Raw genomic sequence first — 17,005 nt, forward strand, 5'->3', positions numbered from 1 at the left:
TTTATGTTTTTAGAAAAAAAAGACTTTGGAAATGTGATATACGCATACCAAGTAGATCAGATAACTGAAGGTGACGAGAATATTGTCGCTCAAGCTCTTTCTGCTGCAGTAGAAGAGGCAAAAAGTTATTTGACAGCAAATGTCAATAGTTTAAAAACTTTTGATGGGCGCATTGTTTATGATGTTCAAGCCATTTTTTCAGCAACAGGATTAGACAGAAATTCATTGATACTTCAACACTGTTTGACTTTAGCAAAATTCCACGTTGCAGTTTTATGTAATGCTGACTTTATCTATGAACAAGCTAAAGAAAGATATGATAGAGCTATAGATTGGTTTACCAAACTAGCAAAAGGAACTGTGGTTCTAACATCACTACCAAGAATTGACATTGAAACTACTGAAGACAGAAATCCTTTTAGCTCTGGTTCAAGAGCAAAATTTAATCACGATTATTAAGATGGGAAAATTTAAAGATATTATAGATGTGGCTTTAGGGTCTAAAATTGCTACAACAAATTTAGCTGCTGGAAATACGACAGCAAAAAAAGGCACTAGTTATGCTTCTACCATTGCTCCAAAAACTATTTCACAAACACGCCAGGATATAAAAAACTGGATGCTTGCCAAAAATATGTTTTTGAGTGCTGAGAACCCTAAACGTTATCCATATTACAATTTGGTTGATAACATTATGGTTGATTTGCATTTGCAAAGTCAGATAAATAATAGAATGTTAAAATCGCTTTCAAAGCCTTTTATAATGAAAGATTTAAAAGGAAATTTAGATCAAGAATTAACAGACTTGTTGCAAAATAAAAGATTTGTATACCAAGTCAATAAAGCTATTTTACAAACTATTTACTATGGTCACTCGCTTGGAGAATTTGACTATGTTAATGGTGATTTAGTTTTTAATCTAGTACCCAGACAAAATGTTGAGCCTGTTAATGGCTATTTGATTTACGATTATTTAGACGAAAAGAAGATAGAATACCGTCAGCAAAAAGAATATGGCTCTTGGTTAATTGAATTTGGAGCTAATAAAGATTTTGGACTACTAGACGGATGCATTCCTCACGTACTTTTTAAAAGATTTGCTCAAAGCTGTTATTCGGAACTTTGTGAGATATATGGAATTCCACCTCGTGTTTTAAAAACTAATACACAAGACAGAACTATGGTAAGTCGTGGAGAAAGAATGATGAAAGACATGGGTGCTGCAGCTTGGTTTATTATCGATGAAAACGAAAGCTTCGAGTTTGCACAAGGTGTATCAACTAACGGTGATGTTTACAAAGGAATTATGACTTTTTGTAATAATGAAATGTCTATGGGAATTGCAGGCACTGTTGTTGGCCAAGATACCAAGAACGGTTCTAACTCAAAAGAGAAAACGTCAATATCAATTTTACAAGATTTAATAGATAGTGATTTGTCTCTTATTGAGCAAGCATGGAATTCAACTGTAATTCCTGCATTGAAAGCTTTAGGTATTATTACAAAAGATGTTATATACACTTATCCTCCAGCTGAGGATTTAGATAAGTTATGGAAAATGACAACTGAAGCTGCTGCCTTTTTAGAAATAGATTCTAATTGGGTGAAAGATACCTTTGGAATTGAAGTGATTGGAGCAAAACAATTGAACCCTACACCTCCGGCTAAATTAAGTTTAGAAGACTACGAGCGTTTTTTCGTCTAAGCCCTAATTATTTTAGGGCATTTCACTCTCGAATTACAAGCTTGTATAATTGTGGGTGTGATGATTGTAAACACAAATCAGAACAATTAAACTTATCAATAAGTAATTCTTTTAAAAACGTTTTAAATGCTGGTAAAACAGCCTATAAACGCTTGCACGAAATTGGTAGTTACAAACCACAAGATTTAAAAACTGAAAAGGCATATCAAGATTTGATTAATCAAACTTTTGATGTTTTCAATTTTGCAATTACCGACAATGACATGCCAAGTGAAATGCGTATAGCTTTACAAAGCGATGCTTTTTTGTTTGGTGGTTTGAAAACACATGCACAACTTTTTGAAGCTTCAAAATTATTACTTGATGACAATGGTAAATTAAAACCCTTTCAACAATTATCAAATGAATTTGACAAACTTAATGTAAGCTACAATAAAACCTATTTAGAGTCTGAATACGAGTTTGCCGTAAGTTCGTCACAAATGGCTGCCAAATGGTCTACGTTTGGCACTAATAACAGATACTATTTGCAATATAGAACTGCAGGAGATACGAGAGTTCGACAAGAACATGCAAATCTTAATGGAACTACTCTACCTGAAAGTGATGCTTTTTGGAGTTCTTACACTCCCCCTAATGGATGGAACTGTCGTTGTACACTTGTAGAAGTTTTAAAAGATAAATATCCTGTTAGTAATTCTGAAGAAAGCATAACTAAAGGAGAAGCAGCAACTACTCAAATTGGCAAAGATGGTAAGAACCGACTAGCCATATTTAGATTTAATCCTGGTGCAGATAAAAAGTTATTACCTCCATTACACCCAAACAATATGATTGCTGGAGCTAAGGTCGCTACTCCAATTATAAACGAAATGTTTACCAATGCAAATGCAGCATTAAGAAAAGCTAAAGATGCTGAAATTAAAGAATGGGCAAAAGCTAATATTCCAGAAACTGCAAAAATTGTAAATCTTAAAAACTTTAAAACTGGACAAGTTAAAATATCCAGAGGTTCTATAAAAAGTATTGGTGACCATTTTTCTGCACCCGAATTAAAAGAAGTTGCAAAAAATATAATTTCCAATTTAAAAAACTGTAAACATCTTGGAACTGCCCCTTTAGATCCAAATAGTAAAAACTATCAAAAGAAAGTTTTACAAGGGGTTACTAATTTTCATTATTATGAATTTGAATGGAAAAAACAACTTTTTAGATTAAATACTGAAGAGATAAATGGAAAGTTTGAAAAACCTTATTCTGCTAATCTTATCATAAAAAAATAGAGTCCAAAAAAAACTCAATCAGGTCTCAATCCTAACATTTTTTTTCGAACTCTAAGTTGCAAATATACAAAACTTTTTGAAATGCAAGATTTTATAAAAAATATTCTCTCCGATTTGAGGGTTGACTTAACAGAGGAATTCGACAGAAACTTTGAACGTACAGCATTTTTTGATAAAGCTTGGGAGGATACAAAATTCACAAATAGAAAAGGAACTTTGATGATGAGAAGCGGCAAACTACGTCGTTCCATAAAATCAATACAAAGTAATAATGAGTTAACCTGGTCTAGTAGTTTACCGTATGCTAGTTTGCAAAATGAAGGTGGAGAGATTATTGTTACTGAAAAAATGAAACGTTTCTTTTGGGCTATGTATTATAAGGCTGTAAATGCTGTAAGATATGATGTAAAAACAAAGACAGCGGTTCTTGACAAAAGAGGCATGAGGCTTTCTAAAGAGGCAGGAATGTGGAAATCTTTAGCATTACAAAAAGTAGGAGCAAAAATGAAAGTTAAGCAACGACAGTTCATAGGTGATCACCCAGAAGTAAGACATCGAATTGAACATGTTGTTGATCTAAACATGAAAGAAATAGAAAAGCAAATTTTTAATAAACTGAAACGATGAAAGCAGTATTACAGAATATTCAAAGCATTTTAACCAACGTCCCGCAACTGAAATACATTGATGAAGATTGGGGCCAATTGGATGATTATAGTCCAAATCCACCAACTCAATTTCCTTTGGTACTTATTGATATTGGAAGCTTACAGTATAGTGATATTTCTAAAGATAGAAGTTTAACTCCTGTTAATCGACAAATGGCAACTGGAACAATTGTATTGAGTATTGCCAATTTAAAACTTACCAACACAAGTGCCAGAACACCACAATCACAAAAAGATAATTCTTGGAGCATTTGGGATATTGTGGAAGATATACATAAGAAGCTTCACGGAATTAGTGTTGAAGGTTCTGCCGGTGCTATGATGAGAACAAACATACGAAAAGTAAAGCGTGACGATGGTATTCAAGAATATGAAGTGACTTATACTATTGGTATTACCAATGTCTAATCAAATAGTTTTGTTTGCTGATCAATAAGCAGTTCAATCTTTCGAAGTTCAGAAGTTACAGGAGTTGTTAAAACTTCATATAATGTAGTTCTAGAAATTGGATAAACTGGGCAAATGTACTTTCGCCAAACCACGGTTGTAGGAATGTCTTCCGTTTTATGTTTTTCATATAGCTCTTTGATAAGCTTGTATCGTAACAGCTTATTGCGTTGAATTCCAAGAGAACGATTATCGGAGCTAGACATATAGCAAAAGTAAGAAAGTATTTGACATAAAAAAACCCACTTTAATAGTGGGTTTATATGCTTTAATCTAATTATCTTTCTGAAAAATTTACATCAACGACACTCCAATTTTCAGTTTTTGATGGATCACCTCCAGTCCATTTAATTTTTACTGTTGCATTCTCAACTAAAGAACCTCCAAAACTATTTGTTGCATTAATTGTTTCTTTGTATTCAAATGTATTATCATTTAAATGATTAATTGTTTCATTATGATGAAATTCAGTAGAATTTGCACTTTTTAAATTATGCAAAATTACAGCTCTTGCTACATCTTTTACATTTGAATCATCAGGGCTACTATTTGTGCAACTAATAATAGCTAAAAGACTAAGTAATAAAATAAATTTTTTCATGATTTGTTGTTTTTAAAGTTTATAAAAGTAAGAAATTTGTTTAAGTGAATTCTAAATATTCGTTTTTCTTCACAATCGTTGTATTAAATGGAAATTTTTCTAATGGAATTTTTTTAATCGTTTGTATCAAAATTGATGCTCCTGTAAAAATTACTCTTTTCTTATCTTCATGTTCAATTTGAAGTGTTAAGTAGTCGCTATTTGCTTTCTTTTTAGAAGGCTCTATTTTGAAACTGAATACTTTGATATTAATGTTTAGTATTTCATCTATTGAGATGCTTTTACCTGTGAAATAATTTACTTCTGGTGTTATTCCGAAGTCTTTAAAGTTATTGCTCATTATGCTGCTAATTTTCGTCTTAAGTGTTTAGTGTCGGCGTGTATCGCCCATCCTTTGTAGGCAGCTAATGTAGATTTGGGCTTTTTCTTTTTTACTGCCCTGGCATAATTCTTTTTGATTGACTTTCGCATAAATGTATGTGTATGCCAAAAGACATATCCAACGAAATCAAGACCTCGACGTTTACAGATTTTAAATACTTGATAATTCCCTTTTACATCCAATTTTAACTCTCTTTTCAAATACTCAGTAATTTCTACACGAAGCTTGTGTAGCTCCTTTGCAGTACTTGCAAAAATTACTATGTCATCAGCGTATCTGAAATAATCTTTTACTGATTTTGTTTCCTTGATCCAATGGTCAAAATAAGTAAGATAAAAGTTAGCGAAGTATTGACTCAAATAATTACCAATTGGAATGCCTGGTGCACTATCAATTATTTCATCAAGTATCCAAAGTAAATCCCTGTCTTTTATTTTTCTTCGCAGTAATTGCTTTAGAATATCATGATCAACATTGGGATAAAATTTAGTAATATCAAGCTTTAAACAATATGCTGTAGCAGTTTTATCCTGTATGGCCATTTTAACTGCATTAGCAGCTGCATGAATTCCTTTTCCTTTTATTGAACTGTAAGTATCATTTGTAAACCATGATGCAAATAATGGCTCCATAACGTTCATAATTGCATGATGGGTGATTCGGTCGGGAAAGTATTTTAAACGGAATACAAGGCGTTCCTTTGGCTCGTACACTTTGAATGTAGAATATTCAGAGGTTTGATATCCTTTATTGATTAGAAGCTCTTGAAGTAAGAGTAAATTTCCTTCCGGGTTTCTGTCGAAAACTTTTACTCCGTACTGACTACCCTTACCCTTTCGGGCGCGGGTATCAGCTAATCGGAGGTTATCAAAAGATGTTATTTGATTAAAAAGATTGTTTTTGCGTTTCATGCCTTTGCATTATTGGGTCACGTTCTTTACAAGAATTGAATACTAATGCCCCTTTAACTTTGTGATTTTTTGCCATGCTGGCAGGGTTTACATTGAATAATTTTATTATACATGGTGGGAGCTGCAGTTCGTATTCGAGTTCCAGTTATCGACATCGTTCAACGACCAGCCCGAGGCAGGAGACTGAACCAAAGCAGCAGCATTCAATGTACAACCTTAATTAATTTAAAAAGTTGCTATGTAGAAATGTAATAGTTCTGTTCCTGCATAACGTGCAATTTCCCTCGTTCTAAAAACTCGGCGGGAGCCGCAGTACGTACGCGAGGACCAGTAATCGACAACGAGCAACGACCAGCCCGAGGCAGGAGACCGAACCAAAGCAGCAGCATTCAATGTACAACCTTAATTAATTTAAAAAGTTGCTATGTAGAAATGTAATAGTTCTGTTCCTGCATAACGTGCAATTTCCCTCGTTCTAAAAACTCGGCGGGAGCCGCAGAACGTATGCGAGGACCAGCTATCGACATCGACCAACGACCAGCCCGAGGCAGGAGAGAACTCAACCCATAATTCCCATTTTTGCTCATACTCATTTGCATAGTCAGGTTCCCACTCTTTTTCTTGACCTTCATCATTTAATGTTTTAACGATAAATTCCCATTGATAGGTTGCCAACATTTGATTTTTGACTTTTTCAGAAATACCTGTGATTTCTGGTAGAACTGCGGATACTCCTTTTAATGCGCAGAACTCTTCGAATGTTATATTTTTTTTACTCATGTCCTTGTTTTTTTTAGATTATAAAATTGCTATGAAATGCTCTTTGAAACGGTTCCAAGCATCATTTGCTATGGCTCTCGTTCTAAAAACTCGGCGGGAGCCGCAGTACGTAACCGAGCTCCAGTAAAAGACACCGAACAACGACCAGCCCGAGGCAGGAGAGAAATGGTATATATGTTCATATTTAGTTTGACTATCATCTGAAAAATCAGCTACCCAAGGCTTTTCTTGACCTTCATTATTTAATGCTCTTATCAGTACTTCAGCAATAAACTTTTTGATTGTTGGCTCCTGATCTATTTCAGGAAGCATTGAAACATCCGGTCTTGTATCCGGGTTAATTCCTTCAGCGATGAATGCATCGGCTAGTGTTAAAATTTTAGATTCCATTGTTGTTATTTTACTAGATTAATATAAATTTCAGAGAATTTGTTCCAAGCATCTTGTGCGTGTTCCTTGTTTATGAAATAAAGGCGGGAGCCGCAGTACGTACACGAGATCCAGAAATCGACATCGAACAACGACCAGCCCGAGGCAGGAGAGTACTCATAATAATGACAGTATTTAGGCTGATTAGAATTAGCCCAATCAATAGTTTTTGGAGCTTCAGCAGCATTGTAACATCTTGAAATTAATAATGCTTGTTTAAGAGCATTGGCTGCTATATCATCAGGATCATCACTTTTGCAGATGTAATCTTTTGGATTTTTCCCAAGCTCTTTGCAGATGTCTTCAAATCCATTAATCCTATCCATAATATTAGGACAGAAAGTCTTTAAACCGAATATTCGTTCTAATCGAACTTTGCCTCTTGTTTTTGCTTTGTTGTATTCATTTAATACAACATCTTTTGGTACTGTTAATTGTTCACTCATGTTATAATTGTTTTAATGTTTAAATTTTTATGCTTTTCTCCAATCATCCTCAAAATATCGTTTATGAATGAATGTGGCTAAATTGGTTTGTGATACTCCTTTTCGTTCTATATATTTTTTATAGGCGGGTATCGATGTAAATACTTTTATTCTAGTTCCTTCTGTTGCTTTCTTCCATCGCTCCTCAGCTTCAAACTTTTTAATCTTGTGTCCAAATAATTCCCATGCAGCTTCAAAACTTAAATTTGCTGGAGCAACAGTTAATTCAAAGTGTTTCTTATACTTTTCAAGCTTCAACCACTTCGCTTTTATATCTGCTTCAGTTGCTGGAAAGTTGTTGCTGAATAACCACCCTTTTTGCTCTTCATTTAGTTGGCCTTCCACAATTTCAAAATACTTTAAATTGCCGTTTAAATCGTATTTAAAAAGGAACTCAAGCCCTATTGTTTTTCCTTTAGCTCGGTAGGTTGTCAGTTGTTCCATCTTCAACATTTTCTAATTCATAATAGATATCCATGTTTAAATCTAAAGCATGTTGTAATTCAAGTTGAGCACCTGTACTATCAACAGAACATGGAAGCATATATATTGCATCGCATTGTTTTAATGCCACTAAACAAACATCCATTGCCTCATGCCAATTAGTATGTGGGTCAGCTATTAACTTTATTGGATTAATAACTTTGAAACCTCTTTTTTCAAGCATGTTTTGAGCTTCTAGAAACTTCTTTGTTCTTTGGGCAACTGGAACGTCAGTAACTTTGCCAGCGATGTAAATTGTTGTCATGCTAATTGTTGGTTTATTTTGTTGTTTATAAAAAGAACTACATTTCTATCATACTCGCTTAAGCTTTGTTGCTCACTCATTATTAAAAACTTCTCCAAACAATCGGCTTCATAATATTTGAATGTGAATTTTGACTTTTTAGGTTTTGTGAAAAGCGTATTAACACTACTTTCAACCTCTAAATGCTTTTTCTTTACTCTCAATATGACATCATCTAGTATGGACTTCATTACTTTTTGCTCACGTGTTTTAGGATATGTAAAACCTATAAAATTGAAGCAATACACTAAAGTATTTAGTTGTCTAGCTGTAAGCTGTAGTTCTATTTTTTTCATCTGCAGTCGGTTTTTTTAGAAAGTATTTTAAAACAATCAAGGCATGTTTCTACGGTTTCTTCACAAGTTGCATAACTAGTTTGAACGTGTGTGAATTTGTTCTGATGTATGCATTGTGATTGCTTTATTTTTCTTTTTAACCTTTCAGCAAGAAAAAAAACAAGTAAAAAAGTTACGATTACGTAGGCTGCTATTTCCATTATAATTATGTCTAATATTGAGAAGGTTATTTCCATGTTGATTTTACTATTCCTTTGAAAGCTTTGATTATTTTTTCCATTTCTACAATTTCCATATCAATCAACTTCTTTTGTACTGGAGACTTATCACTTTTCAAAAAATCGCTCAAACGTTCTAAGTTTGGAACTTCTCCATATTTTGCATTCGGTTTTGTCCATTGCGCTTGATGCAATAATGAAAACAATACTTTACGCTTTTTAGGATCAGGTTTTAATTTGGTAAAACTTGCCCAATTTTCAACCTTTTGCACTTGCTCGGGTTGTGGTTTCATATAGTTATCAATGGCAGAACCGCTGCCATTGTATGCTATTGGTTGTCTCTTAGTTGTTGTTGTCATTGTTGTTTTTATTTTGTTCCCGGAACAGGACTCGAACCTGTACGCAAACCCCACTTTGCGCTTTTGCCACTTTCCGGGAGACCAGTTAACCTAATCAAACTATCTTTTATATTTTTTGCTTAAATCATCCATCGTTTTTAAAAACCAATTCCGAAATAATCCAATCCAAATACATACATAAAATCCCAATATGGAAACTGCTCCACATGCTACTATTTTCAAAAAGATTTGTATTAATTGAATTAACTTTTCCATTTTATACTGTAAATCTGAACTCTAGTTTTCTAGTTCTATTATCTCCAATATCTACATGCTTCCAACCGCTCACATAAGTGCTGCCTTTGGTTTTATTTTGAGCATCGATGATAATATCCATTCCTTCATCAAACTCTGGAGAATTGAAGTCTTTTCGCATTTGGTTCAATTGAATGATACGACCAGGATTAAGCATTCCTGTTTTTAAATTTGGCTTTAAAAAGAATTTAACTGCTTTAGCCAATTTCATTGCATTTTCATCCTCTTCATTTCCAGATAAAGCTGTGATGTAATCCATTATTTTTTGTACACCAGCGGTTTCGGTACCATCAAATGAAATGCCAGCATTATAGCCAATTGTAATAGAGCAATTGCCATCGGGATGAGTAATAGTATGGCTATCCTGATCTAATTTGTCGAGTCCGTAAATTTTTGCTTTTAAATCAATATAGCTTGACATATTTTTGAAAATGCTAGCTACATTAGTTTCCATTTCACTTTGCGCTAATGCTAGAGAATCAATGTTTGTATTGAGGAACTCAAGTCCCATGTCTTTTAATGCTTGGACATTGGCACGTCTTTCTTCTTTTTCTGCTTTGTCCTCTTGAGCAAGTTGTGCTTTTAATGCCTTTCTATCTTCAGCAGATAGATTTTTGATGTCTATTGGTTCATCTGTTTTATTCATAGTTTTATAATTTAGATTTTATTAATTGTATTTTTTTTTCAATATTTTCATGCACTTGATAGTAGCGGACATCTTCATTATAAATCTCTAAAAGCAAATTTTGTTGACTCATTAATGCTCCACGCTCCTGGTTGATTAATATTCGCTCATTGACTGTAAAAACACTTCGATTTACTTCTTTACATTGTGAGCAATGCCATAGTACTTCAAACAATAGCTCAAGTCGAGAGCTTATTTTTTCATATTCTTGAGAGTTTAGGGCTTGATAATTCATAGTTAGTTCATGGTATATGGTGGGTTTTCTATTTTTAAGTTTTTAGCTGCTTCTATTAATGGAGATGGATATATCTTAAAAATATCAACAACAATTATGTTATACATATCTTCGAGAGCTTTTGGCTCAAGCCATTGACTTTTTCCATTAACTAAACTTCTAAACTTATTTTCAAGCTTTGAAAATTCGTAGTTGTAATAGTTGTTTATACCAGTGTTGGCAAGTATAGCTTGTAAACTCAACCCTGTTTTATTAGATAAATTAATGCACCAACGCATATATCTAGCTATTTGTATCTCTTCGAATTCTACTTCGTCTTTTTTTAGTATTGTGCTGATTGTTGTTTTCATGTCTTTTGTTTATATTATTTCTTTCCAATATTTTGCTGCTTTTTCGGGCCATATAATGAAAGGTTCTCCGCCGCCGTTTAATCTTCCTTCAGGAAAAATTTTAAAACCTTCTACCCAAAGCTTCAAGTCTACATCAAACATGATATCATCGGCTAAAGCTCCTTTGGGAAGTTTCCCTTTTGCTTGACTAACCCATATGATGCCTTTCCCTTTTGATAACATTAGTTCTTTCAACTGATAGTATTGTGCTTTGGTTATTCTCAAATATTGTACAGAGTCAACTATAAGAAAATCGGCGCTTTTTGGCTTTGAAAACCGTTTTATCAATTCATCAAATGGCATTCTATCAAGCAATCGAAAATTATTTTTACAACTTTCCATGTGATTTCTAATTAAGGCATCTTTTATAGTGGCTGACAATCCTTGCTCAAGTGAATTGTAATCTACTTTACCAAAATTGCTTAAATACTTTCCAATCATTACTCCAGCTTCTGTTTTTCCGTTAGATGTTCCTCCGTAGAGTATTGCTGAAAATGCTTTATCTGGTTTTCCCAAAGTATCTTCCCATTCGCCTTCAAATTCTAACGGATGAAACTTTTTAGTAAGAACGTTTGATATTGAATAGGCTCTATTGCTTTTCTTCATACTTCTTTTTGGCTGTGTAGTAGGCTTTTGTACTTACTTTTTTTCGCTTTAAAAAATCAGTTACAGTTTCGCCTGGTTTGATTTCGGCTTTTAAGTTTTTGAATTGCTGTTCACTAAACTTTGGTTTTGTACCAAAGTTTGGGCTATTGTCATGTGACATACCAACTCCTTGTTTAGACCAGCACAGGTTAGAATAATGGTTTCCTTTTTCTGGATCTATTTTTTTAGTTATGTAGTCTAAATTTTCACTTTCACCATTCCAACATTCGTTTACCAATCGCATTACTGTGATGTTTTTATACTTTATGTTGACTACTTGCATCGGGATAGACTTTCCTGTTCTTTCATACGTTTTAGGCTCTAGCTTTTTACCTAAATAAATAATCTCACTTCCGTCTTCATTGACCTTTAGCCCTTCAAGTATTGGGTGATATCTAAATTCCATTATGCAGCTCTTTTATTTGAAAAAATCAACCTTCTAACTCTTCTTATGTCACCTTCGCAATCTTTGCTGATGGTTCTGATGGTAGCACTATCTTCAATTCCGTTAGCTTTACACACTTTTTCTACATCTGAGTAACTTGTAGTCTCTAACTCGATAAAACGAAGTCCTACACGGCTGTATATCTCTCGGTAACCTTTCTTTTCCATTGCTGCACCACGCTTGATTCTTTTTTCTAAAAAATGTGTTGCCATTAGCACTATTCCACAATGATTTTCAAGCTCATTGTATAGGGTTATGAAAAATAAAAGCACGTTATCCGCCAATTTATCGGCTTCATCCATGATGATAGTTGGATTTTCCAAAGATTTTAGTAATTGCGTAACTTTGAACATCATTTCTGGTAAAGTCAATCCTGCATGATCTTTGCCCATTTTGGCTAATAATTCACGTAAAAACCAACGTTTATCCCAGTATTCATTACACGAAAGCAAAAAAACATTTTTGTTTTCGCTTTCAAATTTCTTTGCAGTCTCGGTTTTTCCGCTTCCAGCTTTTCCAGTCACAGCCATAACAAGCGAATACTTTTGACTATCTTGAAAGAACTGCATTAGCTCCATTGAGTTACGAGTTGGGGCATAGTTCCAAGAGTTAGAGCTTACTCCAACATAAACAGCAACTTTTCGCCACATTTCATCAGCTATATTTTCCCAATTGTGATTTCTCATTTGCGAAAGTGTTGCCGGGGATACTCCTGGCATATCGGCAGCCAATTTGTTTTGAGAACCTTTTATGGTTATCATACGCTCTAAAGCTTCTACAGTTTGAATTTTGTCTTGATGTGTCATAATGTGAGGTTTAATTAGGGTTTAAACAGTTTTTAATATTTTGTAAATCTTGAATGAAATGCGTTTGTATCGGTTACCATTTGTTCTTCTTTGGGTAAATGACCTTGGAATTTTACCATTAACTCTTGCTCTTCGATTAAGCTTTCACGGGTGATGCCTGTTCTTTCAATCAATGCTTCATATTTCTCTTGTGATTTTTTCAATTCTAGATCACGTATAGCCATGTCTTCGAGTAGTAATGCTTTAGAATTTTCAACCATAAGTATTGGTATGCTCTCATGAGCTCTTTTCTTTTGAGCATAGGTTATAAATCTTTTTTCTCCAGATGGTGTCAATTCGTAAAGTGCCACGTAGTCATTTAAGTATTCAGGATCGTAGCGAACTATTATTTTTTCATTTACCCATTTCCATCTGAAATCCATATCTACTTTACCATTTGCATCATATACTTCAAATATGTAGTCTTGACCTTCAACCGTAAGAGGTAATCCGTGAGCATAATATTTTTTGGGTTTGGTTTCGTCAATCCAGAACATTGAAAGCTGGTCCATCATGTCTATTTCTTCTCGGTGTTCTGTTGGTTGCTCATACATTTCAATTCGACTCATAGTCCAATCTTCTTGTTTACCAGCATTCCATTTATTAACCAGGGCTTGAAATATTTTATTGAAGTCATCAACCGTTGGTAGGGCTTCTTTGTACTCAACTATAAAGTCTGTGTTTGGTTTATTAGTGGCCTTACGCACTTTAATTCCTTGTTTGTCTGAAAACCACATTTTAGAAATTACTTGTTGCTGTAAACGGTTGAATATTTGCTCAGCTGGAGATGACTTACGACCTACTTTGTGACTGTAATGCGTTCCTCCTTTTGCAGGAAGTCTATCATATAGGTCTTGCATACGTGCAGAGGTGTGTCCGGACTGTTTATCATAGGTAAATAGGAACGGTTTACAGCCAGACTCATTTACAGCCCTTTTTATGGCTCTGAAATGCGATGCATGGTTTTCTGAATATGCAATATCCCAACCAATGATTTTTTCGCTGTAAACGTCAAAAACTACGTTTATTTTTAGTTCAGCTGCCATCTTTTGTTTGTTGTTAGCAAAGTGTACTAAGTCTAGCTTAGTTCCATCAATAGCCCACCAAGCATTAGGGAACCATTGTGTACGATTTCTAGTAACTGTATGTCCAAAGTGTTTCATATATTCTTCTTTTCCGTCTCTTGCGAGCATCCAAATTCTTTTTTGTTCTGTCTTATCAAGCCATGCGCCAACTGCCCTTTCGGTTAATGACTTCCATCCTTTGGTCTCACGAACTGAATTATAGATATAGATCACTTCCGATATTGTGTACTTAACAGGTAGGCAGTATTGAGATAAAATGAAGTCAGCAACATCATCAACTATTTTTGATGGGTTAGAGTTAAGCCACTTTCCAGAAACTATACTACCGTAGCCTTCGTCTTCATATTTTTTAAATGCTCTTTTGAATGAGATTACATTTTTGTAGCGGGTATGTAACCATGTTTCGGGTAAGTTTTGAATTGCCTCCAGCATTCTTTCCCACATTTGTTTTTTACCTCCAAAACGCTTTTGAACTACTACATTAACTGCAATGTGCTTAACTGTATTGAACATTATTGCTTGATGAGTATATTCCTGTTGTTTCTCTTCAGGTAAATGGGTACCATTGTCAAGTAGATAGTCTCTATAGTAATCCTCCGCTTTGTGGTCCCAGTGCATGTATTCACTAAAAACAATTTTCTTAACGCTTGCGTAGGGATCAATACCTTTTTCACGGATCATTTTTTTGAAACGCTCTGGAATAGACTCGAAAGCAACTAATGCTTTACGACCATTTCCGCCAATGGTTAGTTTTTTGATGTGACCTCTACTACATAGTTTTCTGTAATGTTCTGCTGTGAGAATATTATTTTCCCAAAGCCAACTACTAACTACACAAAGTGTATTTTGATGATATTCAAACATAGTTTAACAACTGATTAAATAGGTTTTACCTCAGAAAATACAGAGCTGATAACAGTTTCATTTATTAGTAATTGCTTTTCGATTACTTTATAAGTGAAGTCACAGTTTACGTGATGAATGATGCGAAATTTCATAGCTTACCTAGTGTTTTATTGATTTCAATTTCCATATTTTTATAATCTTCACATATTTTTACTGAGCTTTCACTAGTTCTATCACCTCGAAGTGATGCGTAAATAAAATGTGATGTAAAGCCATGTTTTTCACGTAATCGTTTAATAATGGCTTTGTTATATATTGCATATGGTTTTGTTTTTCTATCTTTACTCATTGTTTTATTTGGTTACAATATCAATACAATGCAAATATATACAGTTTTCTGTATGTAAAAAATAAATTATACAGAATTTTGTAAATTATTTTATATGAATGACATAACAATAAGATTTTTAGAATGTTACGAGTATTTAAAAACTACTAAAATAGTACATACCCCTAAAGGTTTTGCTAATGAAATAGAAGTGAGCCCTTCTTTAATTACAGAAATCTGTAAAAAAAGAACTAATGCTGGTATTACACCAATTCAAAATTTAATTAATCGTTTTCCCAACATTAACTCAAATTGGTTATTAACAGGAGAAGGATCCATGCTAAAGGAAGATGTTCCAGTTGCAATTCAAATTGAAAATTTAAATGATGGTTTTCCATTTGTTTCAGTAACAGCAATTGGCGGATTTGGTAGTAGTGATTTTGTAATAATGCAGCAGGATGTGAAAGAGTACTATGTCATTCCAAAATTTAAACATAAAAAAATAGATTTTATGATTGAGGTTGAAGGCAGTAGTATGTATCCAAAATATAATAGTGGAGATGTAGTTGCATGCACAATTATCAAAGAAAGCACTTTTATTCAATGGAATAAAACTCATGTAGTAGCAACAAAAGAGCAAGGAATTATAATTAAAAGACTAAAAAAATCTGAACAAGAAGATGTATTGATAATGGTTTCAGATAACAAAAGTTATGAGCCTTTTGAAGTACATAAAGATGATATAAAGGGTATAGCATTGGTAGTTGGAGTGATTAGACTAGAGTAAATTACTGTAATTCAATTATTTAATATGTTTTTATTATTATTTAAAATAGTATTATCCCCACTTGCATAACTATGTTTTTGATATTTATATTATATTATTTAGTATTTATAGGTATTACAATGTATAATTATTTTATAAAATTGTCACGGCAACTGTCACGGCAACTGTCACTCCAAAATTAATAATTGCAATATTGTTATTTATTATAAATATCAAAATTTAAGGCATAAAAAAACCATTTAAATGTTAGTTTAAACGGTTATTAAAAAGAGTTTAATAGCTTATTTTGTTGCTCTTATAGCAATTTTAAACCTCTTTGATGTATGTAATGGTAGTAATGATATTTAAAGCGTTTAAAAGTACCCAATCAATGGAAGTTAAATGGTAGTAAATGTACTTTTCGTACTTAAACTTTTTTTAGACCTTTTTAGCCTAAATGGTTGATTTTATTGACCTTTTTAGACCTTTTTTGGTTTAGTGTAGTGATACTTTTTGTTTTACCCCCCTTACGTCTGCGTTTCGCAAGAATTTTTATCTTTAACGGAAAATAAAAAGTTCCGAAGTTCGTTACTAGGAGTAGTGGCGTAACTTTAGTAGTAATCTTTAACCAACTTTATCTATGAAAGAAAAAATCATCCTTGCCTTCTTATTTTTTGCAACAACAGCAATCGCTCAAAATAAAATTGAAAAACTTCAATACGGAAAATCAACGATAAATATTCCAGAAAATTGTGTAGCGGAATCAGAAACTAAAATAAATGAATGCAATGGTTTTTCAGCTTCATGGTTTACTATTGAATCTTCAGGAAGTTCAATGCGTAAAAAAACGCTAAAACAAATCGAAGAACAAATACAATTTACAGAAAAGCGCGAAATAAAATTTAATTCCAGAAACCAAATACTTGAAGGCGCATTATATAAAATGAATGATGGAACATTTAGATACGTTGGATTTGGGAAAATTGACGAAATTCCAATAATGATAATTATTGGCGTTAAAAATGAAATTAAATCCAATTCGGATTTAAGCGATTTTGAAAAGAATTTTATAACAATCTAAAGCCTACTGC

Annotated in this window: 26 protein-coding genes; 7 read left to right on the forward strand and 19 right to left on the reverse strand. The window is 33.4% G+C overall.

Features of this window, described 5'->3' with window-relative positions; translation table 11 throughout:
* The first annotated feature begins 3 nt into the window (after positions 1-3).
* The 5 genes from OLM53_RS06100 to OLM53_RS06120 all read left to right on the forward strand — a co-directional run bounded on the left by OLM53_RS06100 (position 4) and on the right by OLM53_RS06120 (position 4,064).
* Positions 4-459, forward strand: coding sequence for a DUF1320 domain-containing protein (locus OLM53_RS06100; RefSeq protein WP_264522153.1), 456 nt, complete (start codon positions 4-6; stop codon positions 457-459).
* A gap of 1 nt (position 460) precedes the next feature.
* Positions 461-1,705 (forward strand): DUF935 domain-containing protein, encoded by a 1,245-nt coding sequence (locus OLM53_RS06105; RefSeq protein WP_264522154.1) that lies wholly within the window; start codon positions 461-463, stop codon positions 1,703-1,705.
* Between the two features lie 41 nt (positions 1,706-1,746).
* Positions 1,747-2,988, forward strand: a complete 1,242-nt coding sequence (locus tag OLM53_RS06110) for a phage head morphogenesis protein (RefSeq protein WP_264522155.1) — start codon at positions 1,747-1,749, stop codon at positions 2,986-2,988.
* An 81-nt stretch (positions 2,989-3,069) separates the two neighbouring features.
* Entirely contained in the window at positions 3,070-3,615 is a 546-nt protein-coding gene (locus OLM53_RS06115) for a hypothetical protein (RefSeq protein WP_264522156.1), read from the forward strand.
* The gene (locus tag OLM53_RS06120; RefSeq protein ID WP_264522157.1) at positions 3,612-4,064 is read left to right on the forward strand and encodes a hypothetical protein; all 453 of its coding nucleotides are present in this window, start codon (positions 3,612-3,614) and stop codon (positions 4,062-4,064) included. The genes OLM53_RS06115 and OLM53_RS06120 overlap by 4 nt, the downstream gene beginning before the upstream one ends.
* Here the strand turns inward: OLM53_RS06120 and OLM53_RS06125 are convergent.
* The 19 genes from OLM53_RS06125 to OLM53_RS06215 form a co-directional block, all read right to left on the reverse strand.
* Positions 4,061-4,309 carry a hypothetical protein gene (locus OLM53_RS06125; protein ID WP_264522158.1) on the reverse strand — a complete coding sequence of 83 codons (249 nt, stop codon included), beginning with the start codon at positions 4,307-4,309 and terminating at the stop codon, positions 4,061-4,063. The two genes, OLM53_RS06120 and OLM53_RS06125, sit on opposite strands and share 4 nt — an antisense overlap.
* A 71-nt stretch (positions 4,310-4,380) precedes the next feature.
* The gene (locus tag OLM53_RS06130; RefSeq protein WP_264522159.1) at positions 4,381-4,704 is read right to left on the reverse strand and encodes a hypothetical protein; all 324 of its coding nucleotides are present in this window, start codon (positions 4,702-4,704) and stop codon (positions 4,381-4,383) included.
* Positions 4,705-4,744: 40 nt separating this feature from the next.
* Entirely contained in the window at positions 4,745-5,044 is a 300-nt protein-coding gene (locus OLM53_RS06135; RefSeq protein ID WP_264522160.1) for a hypothetical protein, read from the reverse strand.
* Positions 5,044-5,997, reverse strand: coding sequence for an RNA-directed DNA polymerase (locus tag OLM53_RS06140; RefSeq protein WP_264522161.1), 954 nt, complete (start codon positions 5,995-5,997; stop codon positions 5,044-5,046). Before OLM53_RS06140 ends, OLM53_RS06135 begins: the two co-directional genes overlap by 1 nt.
* Before the next feature lie 411 nt (positions 5,998-6,408).
* Positions 6,409-6,777 (reverse strand): hypothetical protein, encoded by a 369-nt coding sequence (locus tag OLM53_RS06145; protein WP_264522162.1) that lies wholly within the window; start codon positions 6,775-6,777, stop codon positions 6,409-6,411.
* 18 nt (positions 6,778-6,795) lie between these two features.
* Positions 6,796-7,167 (reverse strand): hypothetical protein, encoded by a 372-nt coding sequence (locus OLM53_RS06150; protein ID WP_264522163.1) that lies wholly within the window; start codon positions 7,165-7,167, stop codon positions 6,796-6,798.
* A gap of 5 nt (positions 7,168-7,172) precedes the next feature.
* On the reverse strand, positions 7,173-7,652 hold the full coding sequence (locus OLM53_RS06155; protein ID WP_264522164.1) for a hypothetical protein: 480 nt from the start codon (positions 7,650-7,652) through the stop codon (positions 7,173-7,175).
* A gap of 27 nt (positions 7,653-7,679) precedes the next feature.
* Positions 7,680-8,135, reverse strand: a complete 456-nt coding sequence (locus OLM53_RS06160) for a hypothetical protein (protein ID WP_264522165.1) — start codon at positions 8,133-8,135, stop codon at positions 7,680-7,682.
* Complete coding sequence (locus tag OLM53_RS06165; RefSeq protein WP_264522166.1) at positions 8,107-8,439, reverse strand: DUF4406 domain-containing protein; 333 nt, start codon at positions 8,437-8,439, stop codon at positions 8,107-8,109. The genes OLM53_RS06160 and OLM53_RS06165 overlap by 29 nt, the downstream gene beginning before the upstream one ends.
* Complete coding sequence (locus OLM53_RS06170; protein ID WP_264522167.1) at positions 8,436-8,774, reverse strand: hypothetical protein; 339 nt, start codon at positions 8,772-8,774, stop codon at positions 8,436-8,438. The genes OLM53_RS06165 and OLM53_RS06170 overlap by 4 nt, the downstream gene beginning before the upstream one ends.
* A gap of 226 nt (positions 8,775-9,000) precedes the next feature.
* The gene (locus OLM53_RS06175; RefSeq protein WP_264522168.1) at positions 9,001-9,351 is read right to left on the reverse strand and encodes a hypothetical protein; all 351 of its coding nucleotides are present in this window, start codon (positions 9,349-9,351) and stop codon (positions 9,001-9,003) included.
* 256 nt (positions 9,352-9,607) lie between these two features.
* Positions 9,608-10,291 (reverse strand): DUF3164 family protein, encoded by a 684-nt coding sequence (locus OLM53_RS06180; RefSeq protein ID WP_264522169.1) that lies wholly within the window; start codon positions 10,289-10,291, stop codon positions 9,608-9,610.
* 4 nt (positions 10,292-10,295) lie between these two features.
* A complete protein-coding gene (locus OLM53_RS06185) occupies positions 10,296-10,565 on the reverse strand; it encodes a hypothetical protein (protein WP_264522170.1) in 270 nt (89 codons plus the stop codon).
* A gap of 2 nt (positions 10,566-10,567) precedes the next feature.
* Positions 10,568-10,915 (reverse strand): hypothetical protein, encoded by a 348-nt coding sequence (locus OLM53_RS06190; protein ID WP_264522171.1) that lies wholly within the window; start codon positions 10,913-10,915, stop codon positions 10,568-10,570.
* Positions 10,916-10,924: 9 nt separating this feature from the next.
* Positions 10,925-11,560 (reverse strand): hypothetical protein, encoded by a 636-nt coding sequence (locus OLM53_RS06195; protein ID WP_264522172.1) that lies wholly within the window; start codon positions 11,558-11,560, stop codon positions 10,925-10,927.
* Positions 11,544-12,005: a hypothetical protein gene (locus OLM53_RS06200; protein ID WP_264522173.1), complete on the reverse strand. Its 462-nt coding sequence runs from the start codon at positions 12,003-12,005 to the stop codon at positions 11,544-11,546. Before OLM53_RS06200 ends, OLM53_RS06195 begins: the two co-directional genes overlap by 17 nt.
* Positions 12,005-12,850, reverse strand: a complete 846-nt coding sequence (locus tag OLM53_RS06205; RefSeq protein WP_264522174.1) for an ATP-binding protein — start codon at positions 12,848-12,850, stop codon at positions 12,005-12,007. The genes OLM53_RS06200 and OLM53_RS06205 overlap by 1 nt, the downstream gene beginning before the upstream one ends.
* Positions 12,851-12,882: 32 nt before the next feature.
* Positions 12,883-14,838, reverse strand: coding sequence for a transposase family protein (locus OLM53_RS06210; protein WP_264522175.1), 1,956 nt, complete (start codon positions 14,836-14,838; stop codon positions 12,883-12,885).
* A gap of 130 nt (positions 14,839-14,968) precedes the next feature.
* On the reverse strand, positions 14,969-15,169 hold the full coding sequence (locus tag OLM53_RS06215) for a hypothetical protein (RefSeq protein ID WP_264522176.1): 201 nt from the start codon (positions 15,167-15,169) through the stop codon (positions 14,969-14,971).
* A 94-nt stretch (positions 15,170-15,263) separates the two neighbouring features.
* Between OLM53_RS06215 and OLM53_RS06220 the strand changes: the two genes are divergently transcribed.
* Both OLM53_RS06220 and OLM53_RS06225 read left to right on the forward strand, forming a co-directional pair.
* Positions 15,264-15,935: a helix-turn-helix transcriptional regulator gene (locus tag OLM53_RS06220; protein ID WP_264522177.1), complete on the forward strand. Its 672-nt coding sequence runs from the start codon at positions 15,264-15,266 to the stop codon at positions 15,933-15,935.
* A 619-nt stretch (positions 15,936-16,554) separates the two neighbouring features.
* Complete coding sequence (locus OLM53_RS06225) at positions 16,555-16,995, forward strand: hypothetical protein (RefSeq protein WP_264522178.1); 441 nt, start codon at positions 16,555-16,557, stop codon at positions 16,993-16,995.
* The last annotated feature ends 10 nt before the right edge of the window (positions 16,996-17,005 follow it).

This window comes from Flavobacterium sp. N1994 (assembly GCF_025947145.1).
Classification (GTDB): domain Bacteria; phylum Bacteroidota; class Bacteroidia; order Flavobacteriales; family Flavobacteriaceae; genus Flavobacterium.

Coding starts and splice junctions, on each gene's coding strand:
- OLM53_RS06155 (WP_264522164.1), bottom strand. CDS start 7,652: ATGAGTGAACAATTAACAGTACCAAAAGATGTTGTATTAAATGAATAC.
- OLM53_RS06135 (WP_264522160.1), bottom strand. CDS start 5,044: ATGAGCAATAACTTTAAAGACTTCGGAATAACACCAGAAGTAAATTAT.
- OLM53_RS06210 (WP_264522175.1), bottom strand. CDS start 14,838: ATGTTTGAATATCATCAAAATACACTTTGTGTAGTTAGTAGTTGGCTT.
- OLM53_RS06140 (WP_264522161.1), bottom strand. CDS start 5,997: ATGAAACGCAAAAACAATCTTTTTAATCAAATAACATCTTTTGATAAC.
- OLM53_RS06100 (WP_264522153.1), top strand. CDS start 4: ATGTTTTTAGAAAAAAAAGACTTTGGAAATGTGATATACGCATACCAA.
- OLM53_RS06125 (WP_264522158.1), bottom strand. CDS start 4,309: ATGTCTAGCTCCGATAATCGTTCTCTTGGAATTCAACGCAATAAGCTG.
- OLM53_RS06145 (WP_264522162.1), bottom strand. CDS start 6,777: ATGAGTAAAAAAAATATAACATTCGAAGAGTTCTGCGCATTAAAAGGA.
- OLM53_RS06220 (WP_264522177.1), top strand. CDS start 15,264: ATGAATGACATAACAATAAGATTTTTAGAATGTTACGAGTATTTAAAA.
- OLM53_RS06130 (WP_264522159.1), bottom strand. CDS start 4,704: ATGAAAAAATTTATTTTATTACTTAGTCTTTTAGCTATTATTAGTTGC.
- OLM53_RS06160 (WP_264522165.1), bottom strand. CDS start 8,135: ATGGAACAACTGACAACCTACCGAGCTAAAGGAAAAACAATAGGGCTT.
- OLM53_RS06120 (WP_264522157.1), top strand. CDS start 3,612: ATGAAAGCAGTATTACAGAATATTCAAAGCATTTTAACCAACGTCCCG.
- OLM53_RS06105 (WP_264522154.1), top strand. CDS start 461: ATGGGAAAATTTAAAGATATTATAGATGTGGCTTTAGGGTCTAAAATT.
- OLM53_RS06215 (WP_264522176.1), bottom strand. CDS start 15,169: ATGAGTAAAGATAGAAAAACAAAACCATATGCAATATATAACAAAGCC.
- OLM53_RS06115 (WP_264522156.1), top strand. CDS start 3,070: ATGCAAGATTTTATAAAAAATATTCTCTCCGATTTGAGGGTTGACTTA.
- OLM53_RS06150 (WP_264522163.1), bottom strand. CDS start 7,167: ATGGAATCTAAAATTTTAACACTAGCCGATGCATTCATCGCTGAAGGA.
- OLM53_RS06180 (WP_264522169.1), bottom strand. CDS start 10,291: ATGAATAAAACAGATGAACCAATAGACATCAAAAATCTATCTGCTGAA.
- OLM53_RS06195 (WP_264522172.1), bottom strand. CDS start 11,560: ATGAAGAAAAGCAATAGAGCCTATTCAATATCAAACGTTCTTACTAAA.
- OLM53_RS06225 (WP_264522178.1), top strand. CDS start 16,555: ATGAAAGAAAAAATCATCCTTGCCTTCTTATTTTTTGCAACAACAGCA.
- OLM53_RS06175 (WP_264522168.1), bottom strand. CDS start 9,351: ATGACAACAACAACTAAGAGACAACCAATAGCATACAATGGCAGCGGT.
- OLM53_RS06205 (WP_264522174.1), bottom strand. CDS start 12,850: ATGACACATCAAGACAAAATTCAAACTGTAGAAGCTTTAGAGCGTATG.
- OLM53_RS06190 (WP_264522171.1), bottom strand. CDS start 10,915: ATGAAAACAACAATCAGCACAATACTAAAAAAAGACGAAGTAGAATTC.
- OLM53_RS06185 (WP_264522170.1), bottom strand. CDS start 10,565: ATGAATTATCAAGCCCTAAACTCTCAAGAATATGAAAAAATAAGCTCT.
- OLM53_RS06165 (WP_264522166.1), bottom strand. CDS start 8,439: ATGACAACAATTTACATCGCTGGCAAAGTTACTGACGTTCCAGTTGCC.
- OLM53_RS06200 (WP_264522173.1), bottom strand. CDS start 12,005: ATGGAATTTAGATATCACCCAATACTTGAAGGGCTAAAGGTCAATGAA.
- OLM53_RS06170 (WP_264522167.1), bottom strand. CDS start 8,774: ATGAAAAAAATAGAACTACAGCTTACAGCTAGACAACTAAATACTTTA.